Raw genomic sequence first — 18,559 nt, 5'->3', positions numbered from 1 at the left:
TGCACTCTATCAGATGAAGAACTTCTCTATCTTTTTCATATTGATATTGTGGCAGAACACCATCACCGTGTCGCCCGCCATAATCTGGGTATTACCCGACACCAGCATACCTACGCCGTTTCTTACCAGTCCGCCGATGGTCATGCCCTGTGGCAGTCCCAGTTCGTATACGGGCTTCTGGGTAATCTTGGAGTTCTCCTTGGGGATAAACTCGGCGATATCGGCATTGGCCGACATGAGGAAGGTGACATTGAGCACATCGGCATCGAGCAGCATCTGGTAGATGCGGCTGGCGGCGATGGCCTTCTTGTTGATGATGGTACCTATATCCAGGCTCTCTGCCATGCTTACATAGTCGAGATTCTCGACCATAGCCACGGTCTTTCTCACGCCCATTCGCTTGGCGGTGAGGCAGGCCAGGATGTTGGTCTCTGTGTTGCCCGTGAGCGCCACAAAGGCTTGGGTATTGTTGATGCTCTCTTCGGTGAGCAGCGACAGGTCACGGCCGTCACCGTTGATGACGAGCGCCTTATGGCTGTCGAGCATGTCGTTGAGCTGTTCGCAGCGCTCCAGACTGCTCTCGATGATTTTGACATCCATGTATTCGGGCATGCCCTTGACGGCGTTGACGGCAGTGTTGCCACCGCCCATAATCATCACGTTCTTGACATCGGCATACTGCTCCTTGCCCACTATCTTGCGGATGTAGGGGATAAACTGGCGCGTGGTCATGAAGTAGGCCAGGTCGTAGAGCTGCAGCACGTCGTTACCGCCAGGGATGATGGTATCGGGACCACGCTTCACCGCCACCACGTGGTAAGGGTCCTGCGCACCGCAGAGCTCGCGGAGCGGACGGTTCAGTATCTCGCATCCCTCGCGCAGCTTGATGCCCAGCAGGATGAGGGCTCCATTGTGCACATCCCAACGCTGGCGCACCCACGACATCTTGAGACCGTTGTTGATGTCACGGGCAGCGAGCACCTCGGGGTAGATGAGCTCGTCGACACCCAGTCTGACGAAGAGTTCGCGCTTGTCGTCTTCGATATATTCGGCGCGGTCTATGCGCGCCACGGTCTTGTGGGCACCGAGTGCCTTGGCCAGGATGCAGCAGTTGAGGTTGAGACTCTGGTCGGGGGTTACGGCGATGAAGAGGTCGGTGTGGCCCACGCCGGCATCGGTGAGGGCCTGTATGCTGTCGGGGTCGGCCACCATCGTCAGCAGGTCGTAGTCGCTGCCGATGCGTGCCAACCGGTCGGGGTCGGGGTCTATGAGCGTGATGTCCTCGTGGTTGCGCGAGAGCAGTCGTGCCAGATGGGTACCTATGGCGTAGGCACCGGTAATAATGATTTTCATCCTTTAATATGTTGAATAATCGTTGCCTTGTCTATACCCGCGATGCGGCGCAGTTCGCTTACGGTGCCGTGCTCGACAAACTCGTCGGGCAGGCCCAGCCTTACAATCTCGGGCGTATAGTGATGGTCGGCCATCCATTCGGTGACAGCCGTTCCCAGACCACCGCATCTCACACCGTCTTCCACGGTGATGACGCGGCTGAACCTCTGGCCCACCTCGTCGAGTATGCCGCCGTCGATGGGTTTGAGATAGCGCATATCGTAATGGGCCACAGTGAGCTGGCCCTCAGCCTCAACCTCAGCCACAGCCTCGGCAGCCACATTGCCTATAGGGCCGATGGTGAGCACAGCCACATCGTGACCCTCGTGCATGCGTCGGCCAGTGCCCACCTCGATGGCTTCGAGCTTGCAGCGCCAGTCGTTGTGCTCGGCAGCGCCTCGGGGATAGCGTATCACCACCGTACCCATGTCGGGGAGCTGTGCGGTGTACATCATCCGGCGCAGTTCGTGCTCGTCCATGGGCGAGCAAATCGTGAGATGGGGGATGGGGCGCAGCGCCGCCATATCGAAGGCGCCATGGTGGGTGGGGCCGTCCTCGCCCACCAGTCCGCCGCGGTCCAGACAGAGCACCACGGGCAGCGAGAGCAGAGCGAGGTCGTGAATGATATTGTCGTAAGCGCGCTGGGCAAACGAGCTGTAGATATTGCAGAAGGGTTGGAGACCGTCTTTGGCCATACCTCCCGAGAAGGTCACGGCGTGGCCCTCGGCTATGCCCACATCGAAGGCGCGGTCGGGCATGGCATTCATCAGTATGTTCATCGAGCAGCCGGTGGGCATGGCGGGTGTAACGCCCACAATGCGGTCGTTCATCTGTGCCAGTTCGAGCAGGGTCTCACCAAACACATCCTGGTACTTGGGAGGCTTGTTGGACGAGTCGCTCACGATGCGCTCGCCGGTCTCGGCATCAAATCGGCCCGGAGCGTGCCAGATGGTGGCTTCGTTTTCGGCGGGCTTGTAGCCTTTGCCCTTGGTGGTATGCAGGTGCAGCAGCTTGGGGCCCTTCATGTCTTTGAGCTGGCGCAGCAGGCGCACCACCTCCTTGACGTCGTGACCGTCGAAGGGACCGAAGTAGCGTATGTTCATGCCCTCAAAGATATTCTGCTGATGGCTCAGCACCGACTTGATGGCGTTGTTGAGTCGTATGATGCCCTTGCGGCGGCGGTCGCTCAGATGGCCATTGTCCTCGAGCCATCGGGCCACCTTGAACCTTATCTTGTTATAGGTGGCATTGGTGTCGAGATTGAGCAGATACTTCTCCATACCACCCACAGCGCGGTCTATGCTCATGTCGTTGTCGTTGAGGATGATGAGCAGATCATTGGGGGTCGACGAGACATTGTTGAGACCCTCAAAGGCCAGACCGCCACTCATGGCACCATCGCCGATGACGGCCACCACATGACGGTCGTTGTGCCCGGTCTTGCGGGCAGCCACCGCCATACCGAGGGCGGCAGAGATGGAGTTGGAGGCATGACCGCAGGCGAAAGTGTCGTACTCGCTCTCCAATGGGGAGGGAAACGGGCGGACGCCGTGCAGATGACGGTTGGTGCAGAACGTGTCGCGACGTCCTGTAAGTATCTTGTGACCATAAGCCTGATGACCCACATCCCACACTATGCGGTCGTCGGGGGTATTGAAGACATAGTGCAGGGCAACGGTAATCTCAACGACGCCCAGACTCGAGGCAAAGTGACCGGGATTGACCGACACCTCGTCGATAATGTCTTGGCGCAGCTCGCTGCAAACCTCTGCCAACTGGTCTATATCCAACTTGCGCAGGTCAGAAGGGTATTTTATTTGGCTTAGTAGTCCGAATTTATTCTTGTCCACATCTATAACATGTTATATTCATGCAAAAGTATTAATTTTTTTTGATATTAACCTATTTATTCATGAAAAAATGGCGCCCGCCCTTACAGTCGCGCGCATTATAATATAATAAGGTGTAAAGGGAGTAAAGCACAGCCCCACGGTTGGCGCCAGCAGGGGCAGCGGAGTCCACCCTGTCCAGGTATTGACAAGAGGTGTGCGCAAGCAGCAGTTAAGTGGGGATGATACAAATAAGGAGCCCACAAGCAGCAGCAACGTGGGGAATGATACAAACGAGGAACCCACAAGCAGCAGCAACGTGGGGAATGATACAAACGAGGAGCCCGCAAGCAGCAGCAACGTGGGGAATGATACAAACGAGGAACCCACAAGCAGCAGCTACGTGGGGAATGATACAAATAGAGAGCCCACAAGCAGCAGCAACTCTGTAGGAGTTGCGATTCCCCAGCCCAGGGTTGCGGGCGAAGACCGCTACCCTGGGTAGCGACCCCACTAACCTGGCAACTCTGTAGGAGTTGCGATTAGCCGCAGGCGTTACCCACAGCAGGACAAAGGGTAGGAATGGGTAGGCGGTTATTAGCAGATTGAGTATAACGCCTTCGGCTAAACGCAACTCCTACAGAGTTGCTATATCTTTGTGTATCAGCACCCAGGGTAGAGGCGCTGCACGCCTCAACCCTGGGCTATGAAATCGCAACTCCTACAGAGTTGCCAGGGGTGCGTACCATCCACAATGGGCTACTTGTATCACTGTCATGGGCATATCCACTGCACGCCTCTACTTTGGGTTACACCCTCACCACATTCCCCATAAACGCGACACACGCCATCGCGCCGATGGGCCTCGCCCCAGCGCTGCCGATGGAACTGTGCCATCTGCGCATTGTGTTCCGCCATGCCCTAATCGTCCTTGGCGGCTCGTGACGGTTGTCACGGGCTCACGTGCCGCTTGTTACGTGAGCCCGTATCATAAGGCACGTGACCACGTATCATCCGTCACGAACCACCGATATGACCGTCCACGACGGCGGGCGTTATGGCGGCGGGCACGGCGTGGCTATCGATGGTGATGGAGGCCACATATAAACTGGAGGCGGGGCATGAAATAGAGAAATCGGGACTTGCAATGATTACGGCAAGCCCCGAAATAGTGGTATCAAACCACGAAATGATAAATAAAGACATCGCCAGAGAGTTGGCTGCTATGGGCGGCAGATATACTTAGACTGACGCCAATGCGGGAGCAGAGGACGCCAATGCGGGAGCAGAGGACGCCAACGCGGGAGCAGAGGACGCCACCTCGGCGACGGAGGAAATAGAAAAATCCCGGACAACTGCCTGCTGCCCGGGACTGATGCTTGTAACCGTTATGGCGCGGAGAGACGCCTACTTCTTCTCTACCATCTTCCACTCGATGACGAAGGCGATGAGCAAGCCTACGCCGCCGCCTATGGCTGCCGTAAGCCAGAGGGTGAGTATGGTGAAGTCAGCCACACGGGCCAGCACGGCTGCGATGCCTGTAAAGAACAGCAGCAGACCCAGGCGCAGGGTGGCGAACGAGAGAGAGTGACGGCGCCCGGTCTCCTCGAGCAGTAAGCGTGCCGTGTCGCAGTCCACACCGCCGCTGATGATTTCGCTACGCAGTCTGAAAGCGTTGCGTTTCATGTCTACAAGGTAGTAGACCAGACCGATAATCAACGAGAGGGGGACGGAGAACACCATAATGATGGCGACGATTTGTTTTATTAAATCCATAATGCAATCCATAATGCTTAATGTGTTAATGTTGTTAATATTGTTGTTGTCATTGCTTTACCTAAAGACCGGCATGCAGACAAATTATTACACTCTGGTGACAGAAAAATCGCAGATGACGCGGACGACAGCCACGAGGGTAGTCACTGCCGCCACTGCCATAGACACGGCGACGACGGGAGTGGACGCCGAAGCCACGCTGTCTGACAAGACGCCGACGACAAAGACCAGCAGCGGCATGCCAAAGGCAAAAGCCACCACGCGCGCCCAACGGCGCAGCAGGGTGCGGCGTGCCGAGCGTCTTACCTCGGTCATCACCCTGGTGTTGATATCCGAGAGCAGCATCTGCCGCTCTACCGCCTCGCTGATGAGGCGGTCAAACTCTTGTTCATTCATCTTCTCCATGTTCCAGTTGTTTCTTTAATCGTTGACGTATACGGTTGAGCCGCACCAGCACATTGGCCTGGGTGAGACTGAGCCTGGCGGCTATCTCGGCGGTGGTCTGGTGGCGGTAGTAATGCAGCTGCACGATGCTCCTGTCGGGCTCGCCCAACTGCGAGACAGCCTGCTCCATGCGCTGCAGGCGGCGTTCGTGCTCGGGGGAATAGTCTTCGTAGGGCACATCGTGGTCCAACTGACCGGCACGACGGCGGCGGGCGGTGTCGAGATAGGTCAGCGACAGGCGCACGGCTATCATGGCGAGCCACGGCGCGATGGAGTCGTCGCCATGCCAGTCGGCAAGCCGGGTATAGGCGCGCACAAAGGTCTGCTGGGCTATCTCGGCAGCCAGGTCACGACATCGCACCACGCCCATGGCCTTGGCAAAGACCAGGGCCGAATGTCGGCTCACGATATCGCTGTAAGCCTGGGTCTTGCCGCCCAGCACGAGCGTCACCAGTTGTCTGTCGGTCATCTCTGTTTTCATTGTCTTTTTCTTACAAGACGACGGTGGGGCGCTATTATTACACCCCATGCCCATATTTTTTCTCTGACGAGGCGCTGCCCTAACCTCCCCCGTGGCTGAGGCAAAGAAAAAGCCACCGCCTGCCCTACTGCTCTCTACAGGATGGCTGGCGGTGGCCCGATGGTATATCAGCGTGGGACTTTACTTCACATTGCCCACCTTGACGAGATACTCGGCTATCTGCACGGCATTGAGCGCGGCGCCCTTGCGTATCTGGTCGCCGGTAAGCCAGAGGGTGATGCCATGGTCGTCGACCAGGTCGCGGCGCACGCGGCCTACGAAGACATCGTCCTTGCCCGCACTCTCAAGCGGCATGGGATAAACATAGTGCTGGGGGTCGTCCTCAAGGGTGCAACCGGGAGCTGCAGCAATGGCAGAGCGCACCTCGTCGACGGTAAGCGGACGCTCGGTCTCTATCCACACAGACTCGGAGTGAGAGCGGAGCGAAGAGACGCGCACACAGGTGGCGCTGGTGCGCACGTCGCTGTGCATAATCTTACGGGTCTCATGATACATCTTCATCTCCTCCTTGGTATAGTCGTTGTCGGTCATCACGTCAATCTGTGGAATGACGTTGTAGGCCAGCTGATGGGGAAACTTGTTGATGGTCTTTACCTTGCCCTCGGTGAGAACCTCACGGTACTGCTGCTCGAGTTCGGCCATGGCTGCGGCACCTGCACCGCTGGCGCTCTGGTAAGAAGAGACATGGACACGGCGGATGTGGCTGAGCTTCTCGATGGGCTGCAGCACTACGACCATCATGATGGTGGTGCAGTTGGGGTTGGCAATGATGCCACGGGGGCGGTTGAGGGCGTCCTCGGGATTGACCTCGGGCACTACCAGTGGCACGTCCTCGTCCATGCGGAAGGCGCTGGAATTGTCAATCATCACCGCGCCGTGCTTGGTGATGGTCTCGGCAAACTCCTTGGAAGTGCCGCCACCGGCAGAAACGAAGGCTATATCTATATCGCGGAAGTCGTCGTTGTGCTGGAGCAGCTGGACTTCGTACTCTTTACCTTTGAAAGCGTATTTGGTACCTGCGCTGCGCTTGGAGCCAAACAGTACCAGCTCATCGATGGGAAACTCTCTCTCAGCGAGAATACGAAGAAACTCTTGTCCAACGGCGCCACTCGCGCCCACAATTGCTACTTTCATTTTGTTTATTTCTTATTGATTATCTGTTATCGTGTGCAAAATTACAACATTTGGGGCACTTATCAGTTAATTTTTAGGGATTTTATCATCAAATGTGACATTTTTTTCGGACCTTTGCAGTAGATTTATACGTCACAGAGAGCTATGCCCGATTTATCCCAATATTTCCCCATAACCGACCCGACAATCATATTCTTTGTCGTGCTGCTCATCATCCTCTTTGCGCCAATCATCATGGGCAAGTTGCGTATTCCCCACATCATCGGCATGGTGCTGGCGGGTATGGCGATAGGCAGCTACGGCCTGAATATACTCTCGCGCGACGCCTCTTTCGAGCTCTTCGGCAAGGTGGGCATGTACTACATCATGTTCCTCGCCGCCCTGGAGATGGATATGGAGGGTGTGAAGCGTACGAAGGGTCAGATGGGTATCTACGGCATACTCACCTTTATCCTGCCGGCACTGCTCACGGGTGGCGCTGCGCGCTGGATACTGGGTTATCCGGTGCAGACCTGTCTGCTGCTGGGCTGTCTGATGGCCTCAAACACGCTGGTGGCCTACCCCATCGTGGGACGTTATGGTCTGCAGCGCAAACCGAGTGTGGCGCTGAGCGTGGGGTCGTCGATGCTGTCGCTCTTCATGGCGCTCATGGCGCTGGCAGCCATCGTGGGCATACACCAGGGCGACAGCGGCATAGGGTTCTGGGCTCTGTTTGCCGCCAAGACCGTGGCGCTCTGCCTGTTTATGAGTATGGTGATACCGAGGCTGACGCGCTGCTTTCTGCGCCGGTACAGCGACTCGGTGATGCAGTTTATCTTTGTGCTCGCCATACTCTTCATGAGTGCCGTGCTGTCGGGGTTGGCTGGGCTTGAAGGCATCCTCGGCGCATTCCTTGCCGGACTGATACTCAACAGATACATACCCCGCCTGTCGCCGCTGATGAACCGCATCGAGTTTATCGGCAACGCCCTGTTTATCCCCTACTTCCTGATAGGTGTGGGCATGCTCATCAACGTGAGGCTGCTCTTCACCGGAGGGCAAATCATCTGGGTGGCAGCGGTGATTACCATCTTCGGCACGCTGGGCAAGGCACTGGCAGCCTACATCTCATCGGTGGCACTGCGGCTGCCGTGGACATCGGGCAACATGATGTTTGGTCTCACCTCGGCACATGCCGCCGGAGCCATAGCCATACTGATGACAGGCATGAAGCTGGCCTCGCCCGGAGGCGTATCGATGATAGATGACACGCTGCTCAACGGTGTGGTGCTGATGATACTCTTCACCTGCGTCATCTCGACCATCGTCACCGACAGGGCGGCGCAGCAGATAGTGTTCCGCGACAAGGAGTATGCACCCAAGAACCCCAGCAAGGACAACGAGAAGATACTGGTGCCGGTGAAATATCCCGAGTATGCCGACCAGCTGATGTCAATGGCCTTCATGATGCGCAACCCCAAGCTGAAGACGCCCATTGTGGGCCTCAACGTGGTCTACGACGACGCCGACCTGATGCAGAACCAGGAAGAGGGGCAGAAGCTGCTGGAACATCTGGTGCGCCATGCCGCATCAGCAGACGTGCAGATGGAGACTCAGGTGCGCATAGCCGCCAACATAGCCAACGGCATCAAGCATGCCTTCAAGGAGTTTCAGGCTTCGGAGATACTCATAGGCATGCACATGCACGCCGACAAGTCCAACAAGTTCTGGGGAAACTTCCACCAGAGTCTCTTCAACGGACTCAACTGCCAGATTATCATGGCGCGCCTCAACCAGCCGCTCTCCACGCTGCGCCGCATACAGGTGGCTGTGCCGTCGAGGGCCCAGTATGAGCCTGGATTCTATCGATGGATGGAACGACTGGCCCGTATGGCAGAGAACCTGGAATGTCGCATCACCTACCACGCCCGCGAAGACACCATGGCACTGATTACCGAATGGGTGCGCAACCAGCACCCCGCGCTCAGGGCCGAATACATAAGCATGAACCACTGGAACCAGTTGCCGCATCTGGCTACGACGATTGCCGACGACCACCTGTTTGTGGTGGTGACAGCCCGCAAGGGCACGGTGTCGTACAAGTCGGCGCAGGAGAAGCTGCCCTACGAGATAGAGCACTACTTCAACGGCACCAACCTGATGATAATCTTCCCCGACCAGTATGGAGGCACCATGGACGAGATGACCTTCGCCCAGCCACAGCACACGGAGGAAGACAGCGCTTATGACATGATACACAACTGGATAGCCAAGCACTGGCGTCACAAGAACTAAGACAGACACTATGATAGATATCAAAGGCATAACCAAGAGTTTCGGCTCGCTGCAGGTGCTCAAGGGCATAGACCTGCACATCAACAAGGGCGAGATACTGAGTATCGTCGGCCCCAGCGGTGCCGGCAAGACCACACTGCTGCAGATAATAGGCACACTGGACAAGCCCGATGGCGGACAGGTGTGCATCGACGGCGTAGAGGTAAGCCGGCTGAAGTCGAACAAGCTGAGCGATTTCCGTAACCGTCATATCGGTTTCGTGTTCCAGTTCCATCAGCTTCTGCCCGAATTTACCGCCATCGAAAACATCATGATTCCCGCCCTCATCGCCGGAACCGGCAAGAGCGAGGCTCGCGAGAAAGCCATGCAGCTGCTGCAGTTTATGGGACTCGAAGAGCGGGCACAGCACAAGCCCGCCCAACTCTCAGGAGGTGAAAAGCAGCGCATCGCCGTGGCAAGAGCGCTCGTCAACGACCCCGACGTGATACTGGCTGACGAACCCAGCGGCTCGCTCGACAGCAAGAACAAGCAGGAGTTGCACCAGCTCTTCTTCGACCTGCGCGAGAAGATGGGCCAGACCTTTGTCATCGTGACCCACGACGAACAGCTGGCTGCCATCACCGACCGCACCATCCACCTGAAGGACGGCATGATCATCCACACCGAAACACCAAATCAAGAAGACAATGGAGAAGATACAACTGGGAGCATATAACCTGCTGAAAATAGTGAAAGAGGTAGACTTCGGACTCTACCTCGACGGAGGCGATGAGGGCGAGATACTGCTGCCCAAACGCTATGTACCCAAAGATTATAAGATAGGTGACGAACTCGACGTGTTTCTGTACCTCGACCAGGACGAACGCCTCGTGGCTACCACCGAGCACCCGCTGGCCAAGCCGGGCGACTTTGCCTACCTCGAGTGCTCGTGGGTGAACGAATACGGCGCCTTCCTCAACTGGGGCCTGATGAAAGACCTCTTCTGCCCCTTCCGCGAACAGAAACGCCGCATGGAGATAGGTTCGTCGTACATCGTCTATGTGACCATCGACGAAGAGAGCTACCGCATTATGGCTACGGCGAAGGTGGAGAAATACCTCAACAAGGAAAAGCCCACATACAACGCCGGCGACGAGGTAGACATCATGATATGGCAGAAGACCGATCTGGGCTTCAAGGTCATCATCGACAACCAGTATGCCGGCCTCATCTACCGCGACCAAATCTTCAAGCACGTGCAGACGGGCGACCGCATGAAGGCTTACATCGCCTGCGTGCGCCCCGACGGCAAGATAGACCTCACGCTGCAGCCCACAGGCCGCCAGCAGACACTCGACTTCTCGGAGACGCTGCTCAACTGGCTGCAACAGCACGACGGATACTGCGAACTGGGCGACAAGAGCGATGCCGAGGAGATAAAGGCACGCTTCGAGGTGAGCAAGAAGGTCTATAAGAAGGCCATCGGTGACCTCTACCGACGCAGACTCATCGTCATGGAGAACGGAGGCATACGCCTGATAGACAAAGTATGAAAACAAGATGAGGAAGCTATTGTCCTTTATCCTTTTATCTACCTTCACCTGTCATATCTATGCCCAAAGGGATTTCAGAGAGAAACAGAGGGTTAGCAACTCTGTCCTTTTCACTATCGAGACACATGACGGCAAGAGATATCTAACAAGTGATGCGTTATTTCATTCTTCAGAGATAACCTATATGGGCTGGCTGAAAGTAGAAGAGAAATACAAGAGAATGGGAGTAAAGACAATGATACTTTTCAAACTTCCTGCCGATGTAAAAGCAATGGCATGGAAGGACTTTATAAGGCGTAAAGGTATCACTATACATAAGAATGACACCGTTTACTACCAGTCTCTTCCCATCGGGACGTTATACGAACCCCTTCTCAGCCCCGACTATATAACAGGCATCAAGAGAAACGGCCATCGAGTAGATATTGTCTATAAGCAAAAAATGAATCGCAAGCCGTCGTGGGCAACTGAGAAGGCAAGAGATAGCGTCTATAAAGTACGGGCACAACGCCAACAAGCAACAGGAATAACAGATAGAAAGGCAAGGCGCGCTTCGAGGTGAGCAAGAAGGTCTATAAGAAGGCCATCGGCGACCTCTACCGACGCAGACTCATCGTCATGGAGGACGGAGGCATAAGACTCGTAGCGCAAAAAGACTGAGATTGTGGCAGCTGCAAACAAAATAATCGGCAAAATGCTTGGCAGTTAGCGCAAAAAGCAGTACCTTTGCACCGCAATTTCGGAAAATCCGATGCATTCGAAGGCGTGGCCGGTTGTGATTAAGGCCAGCAGGCGCCCGATGGATGTAATAGCACAACAATTAATCAACTTATAATCATGTATTTAGACAAAGCTAAGAAAGAAGAGATCTTCGCACAGTATGGTAATGACGCCAAGAACACTGGTTCTGCCGAGAGCCAGATTGCTCTGTTCACCTATCGTATCGCTCACCTCACTGAGCACGTAAAGCAGAACCGCAAGGACTTCGTTACCACCCGCTCACTGACTCAGCTCGTAGGTAAGCGTCGCGCGCTGCTCGACTATCTCTATCGCATCGACATCAACCGCTACCGCGCCATCATCAAGGCTCTCGGTCTGCGTAAGTAATCGCAACGCAACGGTTGGTCGAAAGACCCATACAAGGATGCCCGTCCGCAAGGATGGGCATCCTTTTTTGTTGTACCTCTGTCTGGCACAAAAAGAAGCTGTGCCAAGCTATCGACAGGATAGCTTGACACAGCTTGGGATTGCAGCTGGCGGGATGGCCTCGCCGCCGGCAGTCTGACGGGCAAGAGCCGCGACAGACGCAGTCTATAGGATGCCTATGGTGAGGCAGTTACTCCTTGTTGGCACGCTTACGCTCGAGATGGTCGAGCAGCACCTTGCGCATACGCATGCTCTTGGGTGTCACCTCGACATACTCGTCGCCCTTGATATACTCCAGACACTCCTCGAGACTCATCACCACCTTGGGGATGACACGGGCCTTCTCGTCGCTACCGCTGGCGCGGACGTTGGTGAGTTGCTTGGCCTTGGTGACATTGATGACCAGGTCGTTGTCATGAACGTGCTCGCCCACAACCTCGCCGGCATATACCTCCTCGCCCGGGTCGATGAAGAACTTGCCACGGTCCTGCAGCTTGTCAATCGAATAGGCGTAGGCGGTACCCGTCTCGAGGGCTATCATCGAACCATTGGTACGACGAATAATCTCGCCCTTGAACGGCTGATACTCCTTATAACGGTGGGCCATGATGGCCTCGCCCTGAGAGGCGGTGAGCACATTGGTACGCAGACCAATGATACCGCGGGAGGGTATCTCAAACTGTATATTGACGCGGTCGCCCTCGGTATCCATACCCACGAGCTCGCCCTTGCGACGAGTAACCATGTCAATCATCTTGCTGGAGAAGTCCTGGGGCACATTGATGGTGAGCTCCTCAATGGGCTCGCACTTCTGGCCGTCTATCTCCTTGTAGATAACCTGTGGCTGACCTACCTGGAGCTCGTAGCCCTCGCGGCGCATGGTCTCGATGAGCACAGAGAGGTGGAGCACACCACGGCCGCTGACAATCCAACGGTCGGTACAGCCCTCGACAGGAACTACGCGGAGCGCGAGGTTCTTCTCCAGCTCCTTCTGCAGTCGGTCGTTGATGTGGCGCGAGGTGCAGAACTTGCCCTCACGGCCGAAGAAAGGACTATCGTTGATGGTGAAGAGCATACTCATCGTAGGCTCGTCGATGGCGATGGGTGGCAGAGGCTCGGGGTTCTCGAAGTCGGCGATGGTGTCGCCAATCTCGAAACGCTCGAGACCGATAACGGCACAGATGTCGCCAGAGCAAACCTCGTCGGTCTTCTTGTGACCCATACCCTCAAAGGTATGCAGCTCCTTAATCTTGGTCTTCTCCTTGCTGCCGTCGCGGTGACAGATAGTGATGTTCATACCATCGCGCAGCACGCCACGGTGCACGCGGCCCACGGCGATACGACCCGTGTAGCTGCTATAGTCGAGCGAAGTGATAAGCATCTGGGGCGTTCCGTCCAACTGGCGTGGAGCAGGAATCTTCTCGAGTATCTCGTCGAGCAGATATTCGATATTGTCGGTAGGCTTGGTCCAGTCTGCCGACATCCAGCCGTTCTTGGCAGAACCATAGACGACAGGGAAATCGAGCTGGTCTTCGGTGGCGTTGAGGTCGCACATAAGGTCGAACACCATCTCATAGACCTGCTCGGGACGGCAGTTGGGTTTGTCTACCTTGTTGACCACCACGATGGGCTTCAAGCCCAACTGCAGCGCCTTCTGCAGCACAAATCGGGTCTGGGGCATAGGGCCCTCAAAGGCGTCGACGAGCAGCAGACAGCCGTCGGCCATATTGAGCACACGCTCTACCTCGCCACCGAAGTCGGAGTGACCCGGGGTGTCGAGGATATTTATCTTAACACCTTTCCAGTTGATAGAAACGTTTTTGGAGAGGATGGTGATACCGCGCTCACGTTCCAAATCGTTAGCATCCAACACCTCACCACTATTATCCTGGCCCTCACGGAAGAGTTTTCCGGCGAGCATCATCTTGTCGACCAGCGTAGTTTTTCCGTGGTCGACGTGTGCAATCACTGCAATATTCCTAATGTCTTGCATCAAATGTTACCTTAAATTCGGATGCAAAGTTACTGAAACTATCGGACAAAAAGACATACTTGTTGAGTTTTTTGACATGACTCGCGGTAATTTATGATAATTTACTAATGTACTGAGTATTACAAGGAATGAATTGCTATAGAATACGGGCTGCCAGCACGCTCTCGCAGTTGGCAGCCCGTCGCAGAGTGGAGACCCTAAGGTCTGGGGATTATATCAGTCTATGAAGCACTCTTCACGGTAACACCGTCGACGATGACGGTAGCCTTGGTACCCCTCTTCTCGTTCCACAGCGAGTTGCCGCTGACAGAGCCGTTGTCGAATCCGGTAGCTGTGCAGTTGTTGATAACCACCTTGTAGGAAGTGCCTACGCCTGTGAGAAGAGAGCTGTCAATCTCTATGGCAGCCTTGCCTGTAGCGGGAGCCGAGGCGTTAAAGGTGCAGTCCTGGAATGTGGCTGTCTGGCCTGTTATGGCACCTTCGTTGTAGATGAGCACACTCTTGCCGGCGCAGCTGAAGGCGCAGCGGGTAAAGGTAATGTTAGATGAACCATAGGTCCAGATGTTGTAACTGCTGCTTGAGGTCTGCTCAAACTTACAGTCTTCATATGAAGCATCAGCTGCATAAGAGAAGGGCTGGCCGGTAATCACACAGCCTTTGTACTTCACCGTGGTAGCATGCTGGATACCTACGTAGTTGGCATTGGGCGACGCTACGGTGACATTCTCAAACGCAACATTCGTGGCAGTTACAGCGGCGGGAATACTGATTGTGGTCGTAGCGGCATCGTCGCTGGAGAATACCACGCCGTCGGCAGGTGCAGTAGAGAGAGTATAGGAGTTGCCGGCAGCCAACTTCACAACGGTATTGGGCTGAGAGGCAGCAGCAGTCATCTCGGCTTGGGTCGAAGCATGTACCATGCGGTAGGTGGTGTTGTGGTCAGGAGTGGAGAAAGCAGGGTCGACCACTACGGAGAATGTGGTAGTACCAGAGAGGATGTTGCCCACGATATTGGTGCGGTAATTGCGCTGGAGGGGCAGGTTCTGCAGACCGTTCTTGACTACGATTTCGGTGCCGGAGGCTGTCTTGAAGGTAAATTCAGCCGAAGCCAGGGTCTTCTGGGTACCGTCGGTAGCGTCGTTGGGCAGAATGTAGCTCATGGAGAGATACTTGTAATCCTCCTTGGTGCCGTCACCATCGGCATCGACCTTCAGGGACTCGCCAGGCTTAGTAGCATAGGTAAAGTTGACATCGGCGGCGCCAGATACCTTGCCGTCAAGTACATTCAGCGTAGTGGCTGCCTGCTTCACGGTCACCTTTGATTTGTCGAAAGTAGCGCCCGAAGCTACAGCTGCATTCCAGTCTGCTATAGTAGTACCCACATTGAGTTGGGCGAAGGGGCGCTTGAGTTCAACGGTCTGAGCGACATCGCCATTGACGGTTATCTCAACGGCATTGAAGAATGCGTCGCGACTCTCGTCATTGTTGGCGCCGCTGTAGTTGACCGAAACCTGCATGTTGTCATTCACGGAGTAAGCAGTGGTTCCGGCTTTCTGGGCCCAGAAGGCTACCTTGTAGGTCTGGCCCTTTGCCAAGGTGAGCGCTACCGTATGGCCGGAGCTGAGGTCGGTTGCAGACACTTTAACGAGGGGCAGTGCATCAATGGGGTTGCCATTCTTGTCAAACACACGATAGACAAGCTCATCGACGGTGGTGCCGTCACTGATAGCACGGGTAAGGGCACCATCGGCGCTTACCTTGAACGTTACCTGGGCAAGACTGCTGTCTGCCTGCGGGACATTGTTGTCGTCCGAACACGAGTTTGCCAGCATCAGAGCGGCAAACATTCCAAAGATAGTTACTTTTTTCATTTTGTAAATAATTTAGATGATTAAGATAATTGATATATAAAACAATGTGAATTAGTTGTTCTATGGTAAGGGGAATGTCAGTAGAAGACATTGAACTCGCCGTCGTAACCGGGGTTGACGCTTACGCCACCCGTGGCAGTCTGGGTGAGAAACTCGCCTCTGACGATGGTATGGCGGCTGCGCTGGAGCGGCACGTTGACGGCGCGGGAGAGCGAAACCTGACGACCCTGGCGATCGTAGATGCCCAACTGCACGGTGACCTCGGAGGCGTGGCCGTTGACGAGCACATAGTCAAACCCCAACGAGGCTTCGTCGGCAGACAGGCGCTCCACGCGGCCATCGCAGACCACTCCCATAATGGCGTCGGTGGGCTTGTCGGTAAATATATTATAGGTGTTGGGTGCGTAGCCGTTGTAGATGATGCGCACGGTGAACATATCCAGGTCTACGGCAGGCGTCGCGGCTCCCGTAGAAGGGTCGACGGGCGTATGGCCGGCTATGGCTGCCGACTGCTGCTCGATAAAGAGGCGCACATCATTGGCCACAAACTCAAACTTGGCGAGCGGGCGGGTCATCTGCACGGTGACTCCGACGGGCGCCTGCTCACTGGTGCTGGTGGCGACGACAGCCTCGGCCTCACCTCTGAACGCATCGCGGTAGTCAGTGCTGCCCTGATAGGGCATGAGGACTCTGATGCTGGAAAAATCGGAAGCATCGTAGAAGCCACCCACGCCGGCATCATCATCAGAGAGGTCGGCCCACACCATGACGCGATAGCTGCCGGCAGGGGCGTCGAGGTCTATATCGGCATCATAGCCCTGACTGACGTCGCGCCGCACGATGTATTCGCGGACGGGAATTGCCTGGGGCGCAGAGGCTTGAGGATAGAGACGGATGATGTATCTCATCGTGCCACGGGTGCGGACAGAGGTAACCTGGACGGGGGCTCCAGTGCGCGAGAGGGTGTAGTAGACCTGGGGCATATCGGTATCAAACCGCAGATGCAGACTGACCTTCGCCGTGTCGGGCACGTCGGGAAACTCATGCACTCCACATCCCACAAGGAGCAGCGGCAGCACTGCCAGCAGCATCCTTGCATGCAGGCAGCAGAGGCGGCGGAGTATAGTGGACTGGTTTGGCATCATCATTTTCTCCCTCGTTTGAAGTCAAACACATAACAGAGCGACAGCGAAGCCTGGTCTATACCCGTGTAGGTCTTGTTCTCGGTATATGCCTTGAGGCCGTTGGGCTGGTTGTAGAACTTGTCGTGGTTGAGCGAATAGACGCCAACACCGGCAGAGAGCTCCATCTGCCAACGACGGTTGCGGCTGACGGGGAGTCGCAGTCCTGCCGACACGCCACCACCGAGCGCCGGACGATGACCGCCACGGTCCTGGGTGCGATAGCGTCCGCCAAAAGCCACATTGTAGTAAGCCATGCCGAGATGGGCTCCCACAAAGAAGCCGGTATTGCAGGCTGAGGGCCAATAGCGACACTCGGGATAGAGCGAGAAGGTGCGGTATTTGCGGCTGTTGCTGAAATAGTTCCATGCCGAGAAGTTCACGGGCAGAGCCACCGACCAATGAGGGGCGACATCCATCTCAATGGCGATATTGGAGATGAGAAACGCCCAAGCCACGGCATTGGTCTTGAGGATGATATGGCGCTGACAGGGAGTCTCTGCCGTCGTCGCCACAGTATCTGCCGTGGATGGTGCTACCGTGGGAGCGGCTGGCGCAGGCTCGGGCATGGGTTCGGGAGCCGGACATACGATGGTGGGAGGTGTCTCTACGCGTGCCACGTCGACCTCGGCACGTGCCATACGCATCTGGGGATAGACATCACGCATAAGTATGGGCCAGAGTCGGCCACCCTGGGCGCGGCGCAGGAGCAGCACGCGGCGGTCTATCGTCAACCCGCGGTGATAGGAGACCTGGGTAGAGTCGAGCGACAGGATATGCGCCATCGACGCAGTGTAGGGCGACAGCCTGGGGCTATCGAGGGTGAGGGTATCGAGCAACGACCAGCCCACACCCATATTGTCTGCCAACACGAGGGGCAACTCTGTATCGGTATGAGCACGAAGCCATGAGGCCAGAGCCTGGGCACGGCGGTTGGCGAGACGGCGATTGGTCTCATAACTGCCTTCGGGCGACGCCATACCCGTAATCTGGACATTCAAAAGCAAAAGACTGCTGTCGCGGCGCACCGCTGACAGATAGTCGAGCATAGCCGACAGACTACAGCCGTTACTGGTATAGGCAGTATCGAGCACCGTTTTGCCCACGGGAAAGAAGACGCTGAAATGGGTGTTGACCACATGACTCTGCGACCTGGACTCTGTGACGGGCATCCAGACGATTAGCATGAGCGTGATGATGTAAGTCAGTCGTTTCATATCGGTTAGAGTTATCGGTTCAAATCCTTGGATACAAGTTGTAGACAATTGACACGCATGGCATTGGATTGTCGATTTGTATCTATCGTACGCTGCAAATTTAACCCAAATCGGTCATTAGAAAAAGTTTCTTGTCATTTTCTAATGACCGCCATTAGAAAAATAGCTTTGTATATGCTTGATTCATAAATATTTACTAACTTTACCACGAAAAAAAGAATATACTCCG

General features: G+C 55.5%; 16 protein-coding genes and 1 pseudogene. 7 read left to right on the top strand and 10 right to left on the bottom strand.

The annotated features are described in order from the left end of the window. Nucleotides 1–9 precede the first annotated feature (9 nt). Together trkA and dxs are read right to left on the bottom strand one after the other, a co-directional pair. Nucleotides 10–1,353, bottom strand: coding sequence for a Trk system potassium transporter TrkA (gene trkA, locus CIK92_RS07920; RefSeq protein WP_022311205.1), 1,344 nt, complete (start codon nucleotides 1,351–1,353; stop codon nucleotides 10–12). Then, nucleotides 1,350–3,242 carry a 1-deoxy-D-xylulose-5-phosphate synthase gene (gene dxs / locus CIK92_RS07915; RefSeq protein ID WP_094388721.1) on the bottom strand — a complete coding sequence of 631 codons (1,893 nt, stop codon included), beginning with the start codon at nucleotides 3,240–3,242 and terminating at the stop codon, nucleotides 1,350–1,352. The genes trkA and dxs overlap by 4 nt, the downstream gene beginning before the upstream one ends. Nucleotides 3,243–4,278: 1,036 nt before the next feature. On the opposite strand from dxs, the gene CIK92_RS07910 reads away from it, so the two are divergent. Then, nucleotides 4,279–4,467 (top strand): hypothetical protein, encoded by a 189-nt coding sequence (locus CIK92_RS07910; protein ID WP_094388720.1) that lies wholly within the window; start codon nucleotides 4,279–4,281, stop codon nucleotides 4,465–4,467. A gap of 161 nt (nucleotides 4,468–4,628) precedes the next feature. On the opposite strand, the gene CIK92_RS07905 is transcribed toward CIK92_RS07910, so the two are convergent. The 4 genes from CIK92_RS07905 to CIK92_RS07890 form a co-directional block, all read right to left on the bottom strand. Beyond that, nucleotides 4,629–4,997 carry a hypothetical protein gene (locus CIK92_RS07905; RefSeq protein ID WP_144289379.1) on the bottom strand — a complete coding sequence of 123 codons (369 nt, stop codon included), beginning with the start codon at nucleotides 4,995–4,997 and terminating at the stop codon, nucleotides 4,629–4,631. An 87-nt stretch (nucleotides 4,998–5,084) separates the two neighbouring features. Further along, a complete protein-coding gene (locus CIK92_RS07900; RefSeq protein WP_022311661.1) occupies nucleotides 5,085–5,402 on the bottom strand; it encodes a hypothetical protein in 318 nt (105 codons plus the stop codon). Continuing rightward, nucleotides 5,386–5,922, bottom strand: a complete 537-nt coding sequence (locus CIK92_RS07895; RefSeq protein ID WP_158214758.1) for an RNA polymerase sigma factor — start codon at nucleotides 5,920–5,922, stop codon at nucleotides 5,386–5,388. Before CIK92_RS07895 ends, CIK92_RS07900 begins: the two co-directional genes overlap by 17 nt. A gap of 180 nt (nucleotides 5,923–6,102) precedes the next feature. Then, nucleotides 6,103–7,116: an aspartate-semialdehyde dehydrogenase gene (locus tag CIK92_RS07890; RefSeq protein ID WP_094388716.1), complete on the bottom strand. Its 1,014-nt coding sequence runs from the start codon at nucleotides 7,114–7,116 to the stop codon at nucleotides 6,103–6,105. A gap of 144 nt (nucleotides 7,117–7,260) precedes the next feature. Here CIK92_RS07890 and CIK92_RS07885 point away from each other — a divergent pair, with 144 nt between their 5' ends. From CIK92_RS07885 to rpsO, 6 genes and pseudogenes are all read left to right on the top strand, one after another. Next, nucleotides 7,261–9,390, top strand: a complete 2,130-nt coding sequence (locus tag CIK92_RS07885; protein ID WP_022311664.1) for a cation:proton antiporter — start codon at nucleotides 7,261–7,263, stop codon at nucleotides 9,388–9,390. Nucleotides 9,391–9,400: 10 nt separating this feature from the next. Next, the gene (locus tag CIK92_RS07880) at nucleotides 9,401–10,105 is read left to right on the top strand and encodes an ABC transporter ATP-binding protein (protein WP_094388715.1); all 705 of its coding nucleotides are present in this window, start codon (nucleotides 9,401–9,403) and stop codon (nucleotides 10,103–10,105) included. Then, the gene (locus tag CIK92_RS07875) at nucleotides 10,077–10,922 is read left to right on the top strand and encodes a S1 RNA-binding domain-containing protein (RefSeq protein ID WP_022311666.1); all 846 of its coding nucleotides are present in this window, start codon (nucleotides 10,077–10,079) and stop codon (nucleotides 10,920–10,922) included. Before CIK92_RS07880 ends, CIK92_RS07875 begins: the two co-directional genes overlap by 29 nt. 7 nt (nucleotides 10,923–10,929) lie before the next feature. Beyond that, the gene (locus CIK92_RS07870) at nucleotides 10,930–11,484 is read left to right on the top strand and encodes a hypothetical protein (RefSeq protein ID WP_022311667.1); all 555 of its coding nucleotides are present in this window, start codon (nucleotides 10,930–10,932) and stop codon (nucleotides 11,482–11,484) included. Next, a pseudogene (locus CIK92_RS13415) lies at nucleotides 11,466–11,582 on the top strand (GntR family transcriptional regulator); the annotation flags it as partial. The gene CIK92_RS07870 and the pseudogene CIK92_RS13415, both read left to right, overlap by 19 nt. 177 nt (nucleotides 11,583–11,759) lie before the next feature. Then, the gene (gene rpsO, locus CIK92_RS07865) at nucleotides 11,760–12,029 is read left to right on the top strand and encodes a 30S ribosomal protein S15 (RefSeq protein ID WP_022311668.1); all 270 of its coding nucleotides are present in this window, start codon (nucleotides 11,760–11,762) and stop codon (nucleotides 12,027–12,029) included. 229 nt (nucleotides 12,030–12,258) lie between these two features. On the opposite strand, the gene typA is transcribed toward rpsO, so the two are convergent. The 4 genes from typA to CIK92_RS07845 all read right to left on the bottom strand — a co-directional run bounded on the left by typA (nucleotide 12,259) and on the right by CIK92_RS07845 (nucleotide 18,330). Further along, the gene (typA, locus tag CIK92_RS07860; RefSeq protein WP_022311669.1) at nucleotides 12,259–14,061 is read right to left on the bottom strand and encodes a translational GTPase TypA; all 1,803 of its coding nucleotides are present in this window, start codon (nucleotides 14,059–14,061) and stop codon (nucleotides 12,259–12,261) included. A gap of 221 nt (nucleotides 14,062–14,282) precedes the next feature. Further along, nucleotides 14,283–15,932: a DUF6562 domain-containing protein gene (locus CIK92_RS07855; RefSeq protein ID WP_144289378.1), complete on the bottom strand. Its 1,650-nt coding sequence runs from the start codon at nucleotides 15,930–15,932 to the stop codon at nucleotides 14,283–14,285. Nucleotides 15,933–16,009: 77 nt separating this feature from the next. Then, nucleotides 16,010–17,080 carry a DUF6562 domain-containing protein gene (locus CIK92_RS07850; protein ID WP_094388713.1) on the bottom strand — a complete coding sequence of 357 codons (1,071 nt, stop codon included), beginning with the start codon at nucleotides 17,078–17,080 and terminating at the stop codon, nucleotides 16,010–16,012. Next, complete coding sequence (locus CIK92_RS07845) at nucleotides 17,077–18,330, bottom strand: DUF3575 domain-containing protein (RefSeq protein WP_094388712.1); 1,254 nt, start codon at nucleotides 18,328–18,330, stop codon at nucleotides 17,077–17,079. Before CIK92_RS07845 ends, CIK92_RS07850 begins: the two co-directional genes overlap by 4 nt. Between the last annotated feature and the right edge of the window lie 229 nt (nucleotides 18,331–18,559).

The sequence above is a fragment of the Prevotella sp. P4-67 genome, from assembly GCF_002251325.1.
In the GTDB taxonomy this organism is placed as follows: Bacteria; Bacteroidota; Bacteroidia; order Bacteroidales; family Bacteroidaceae; genus Prevotella.
The sequence above is the reverse complement of the archived record's forward strand: the minus strand, read 5'-3'. Positions and strand labels throughout refer to the sequence as shown.

Bases quoted from the DNA above. Each gene is read 5' to 3' on its own strand.
- trkA (WP_022311205.1), bottom strand. From the start codon at position 1,353: ATGAAAATCATTATTACCGGTGCCTACGCCATAGGTACCCATCTGGCA.
- CIK92_RS07910 (WP_094388720.1), top strand. From the start codon at position 4,279: ATGGCGGCGGGCACGGCGTGGCTATCGATGGTGATGGAGGCCACATAT.
- CIK92_RS07905 (WP_144289379.1), bottom strand. From the start codon at position 4,997: ATGGATTTAATAAAACAAATCGTCGCCATCATTATGGTGTTCTCCGTC.
- CIK92_RS07900 (WP_022311661.1), bottom strand. From the start codon at position 5,402: ATGGAGAAGATGAATGAACAAGAGTTTGACCGCCTCATCAGCGAGGCG.
- CIK92_RS07895 (WP_158214758.1), bottom strand. From the start codon at position 5,922: ATGAAAACAGAGATGACCGACAGACAACTGGTGACGCTCGTGCTGGGC.
- CIK92_RS07890 (WP_094388716.1), bottom strand. From the start codon at position 7,116: ATGAAAGTAGCAATTGTGGGCGCGAGTGGCGCCGTTGGACAAGAGTTT.
- CIK92_RS07885 (WP_022311664.1), top strand. From the start codon at position 7,261: ATGCCCGATTTATCCCAATATTTCCCCATAACCGACCCGACAATCATA.
- CIK92_RS07880 (WP_094388715.1), top strand. From the start codon at position 9,401: ATGATAGATATCAAAGGCATAACCAAGAGTTTCGGCTCGCTGCAGGTG.
- CIK92_RS07875 (WP_022311666.1), top strand. From the start codon at position 10,077: ATGGAGAAGATACAACTGGGAGCATATAACCTGCTGAAAATAGTGAAA.
- CIK92_RS07870 (WP_022311667.1), top strand. From the start codon at position 10,930: ATGAGGAAGCTATTGTCCTTTATCCTTTTATCTACCTTCACCTGTCAT.
- rpsO (WP_022311668.1), top strand. From the start codon at position 11,760: ATGTATTTAGACAAAGCTAAGAAAGAAGAGATCTTCGCACAGTATGGT.
- typA (WP_022311669.1), bottom strand. From the start codon at position 14,061: ATGCAAGACATTAGGAATATTGCAGTGATTGCACACGTCGACCACGGA.
- CIK92_RS07855 (WP_144289378.1), bottom strand. From the start codon at position 15,932: ATGAAAAAAGTAACTATCTTTGGAATGTTTGCCGCTCTGATGCTGGCA.
- CIK92_RS07850 (WP_094388713.1), bottom strand. From the start codon at position 17,080: ATGATGATGCCAAACCAGTCCACTATACTCCGCCGCCTCTGCTGCCTG.
- CIK92_RS07845 (WP_094388712.1), bottom strand. From the start codon at position 18,330: ATGAAACGACTGACTTACATCATCACGCTCATGCTAATCGTCTGGATG.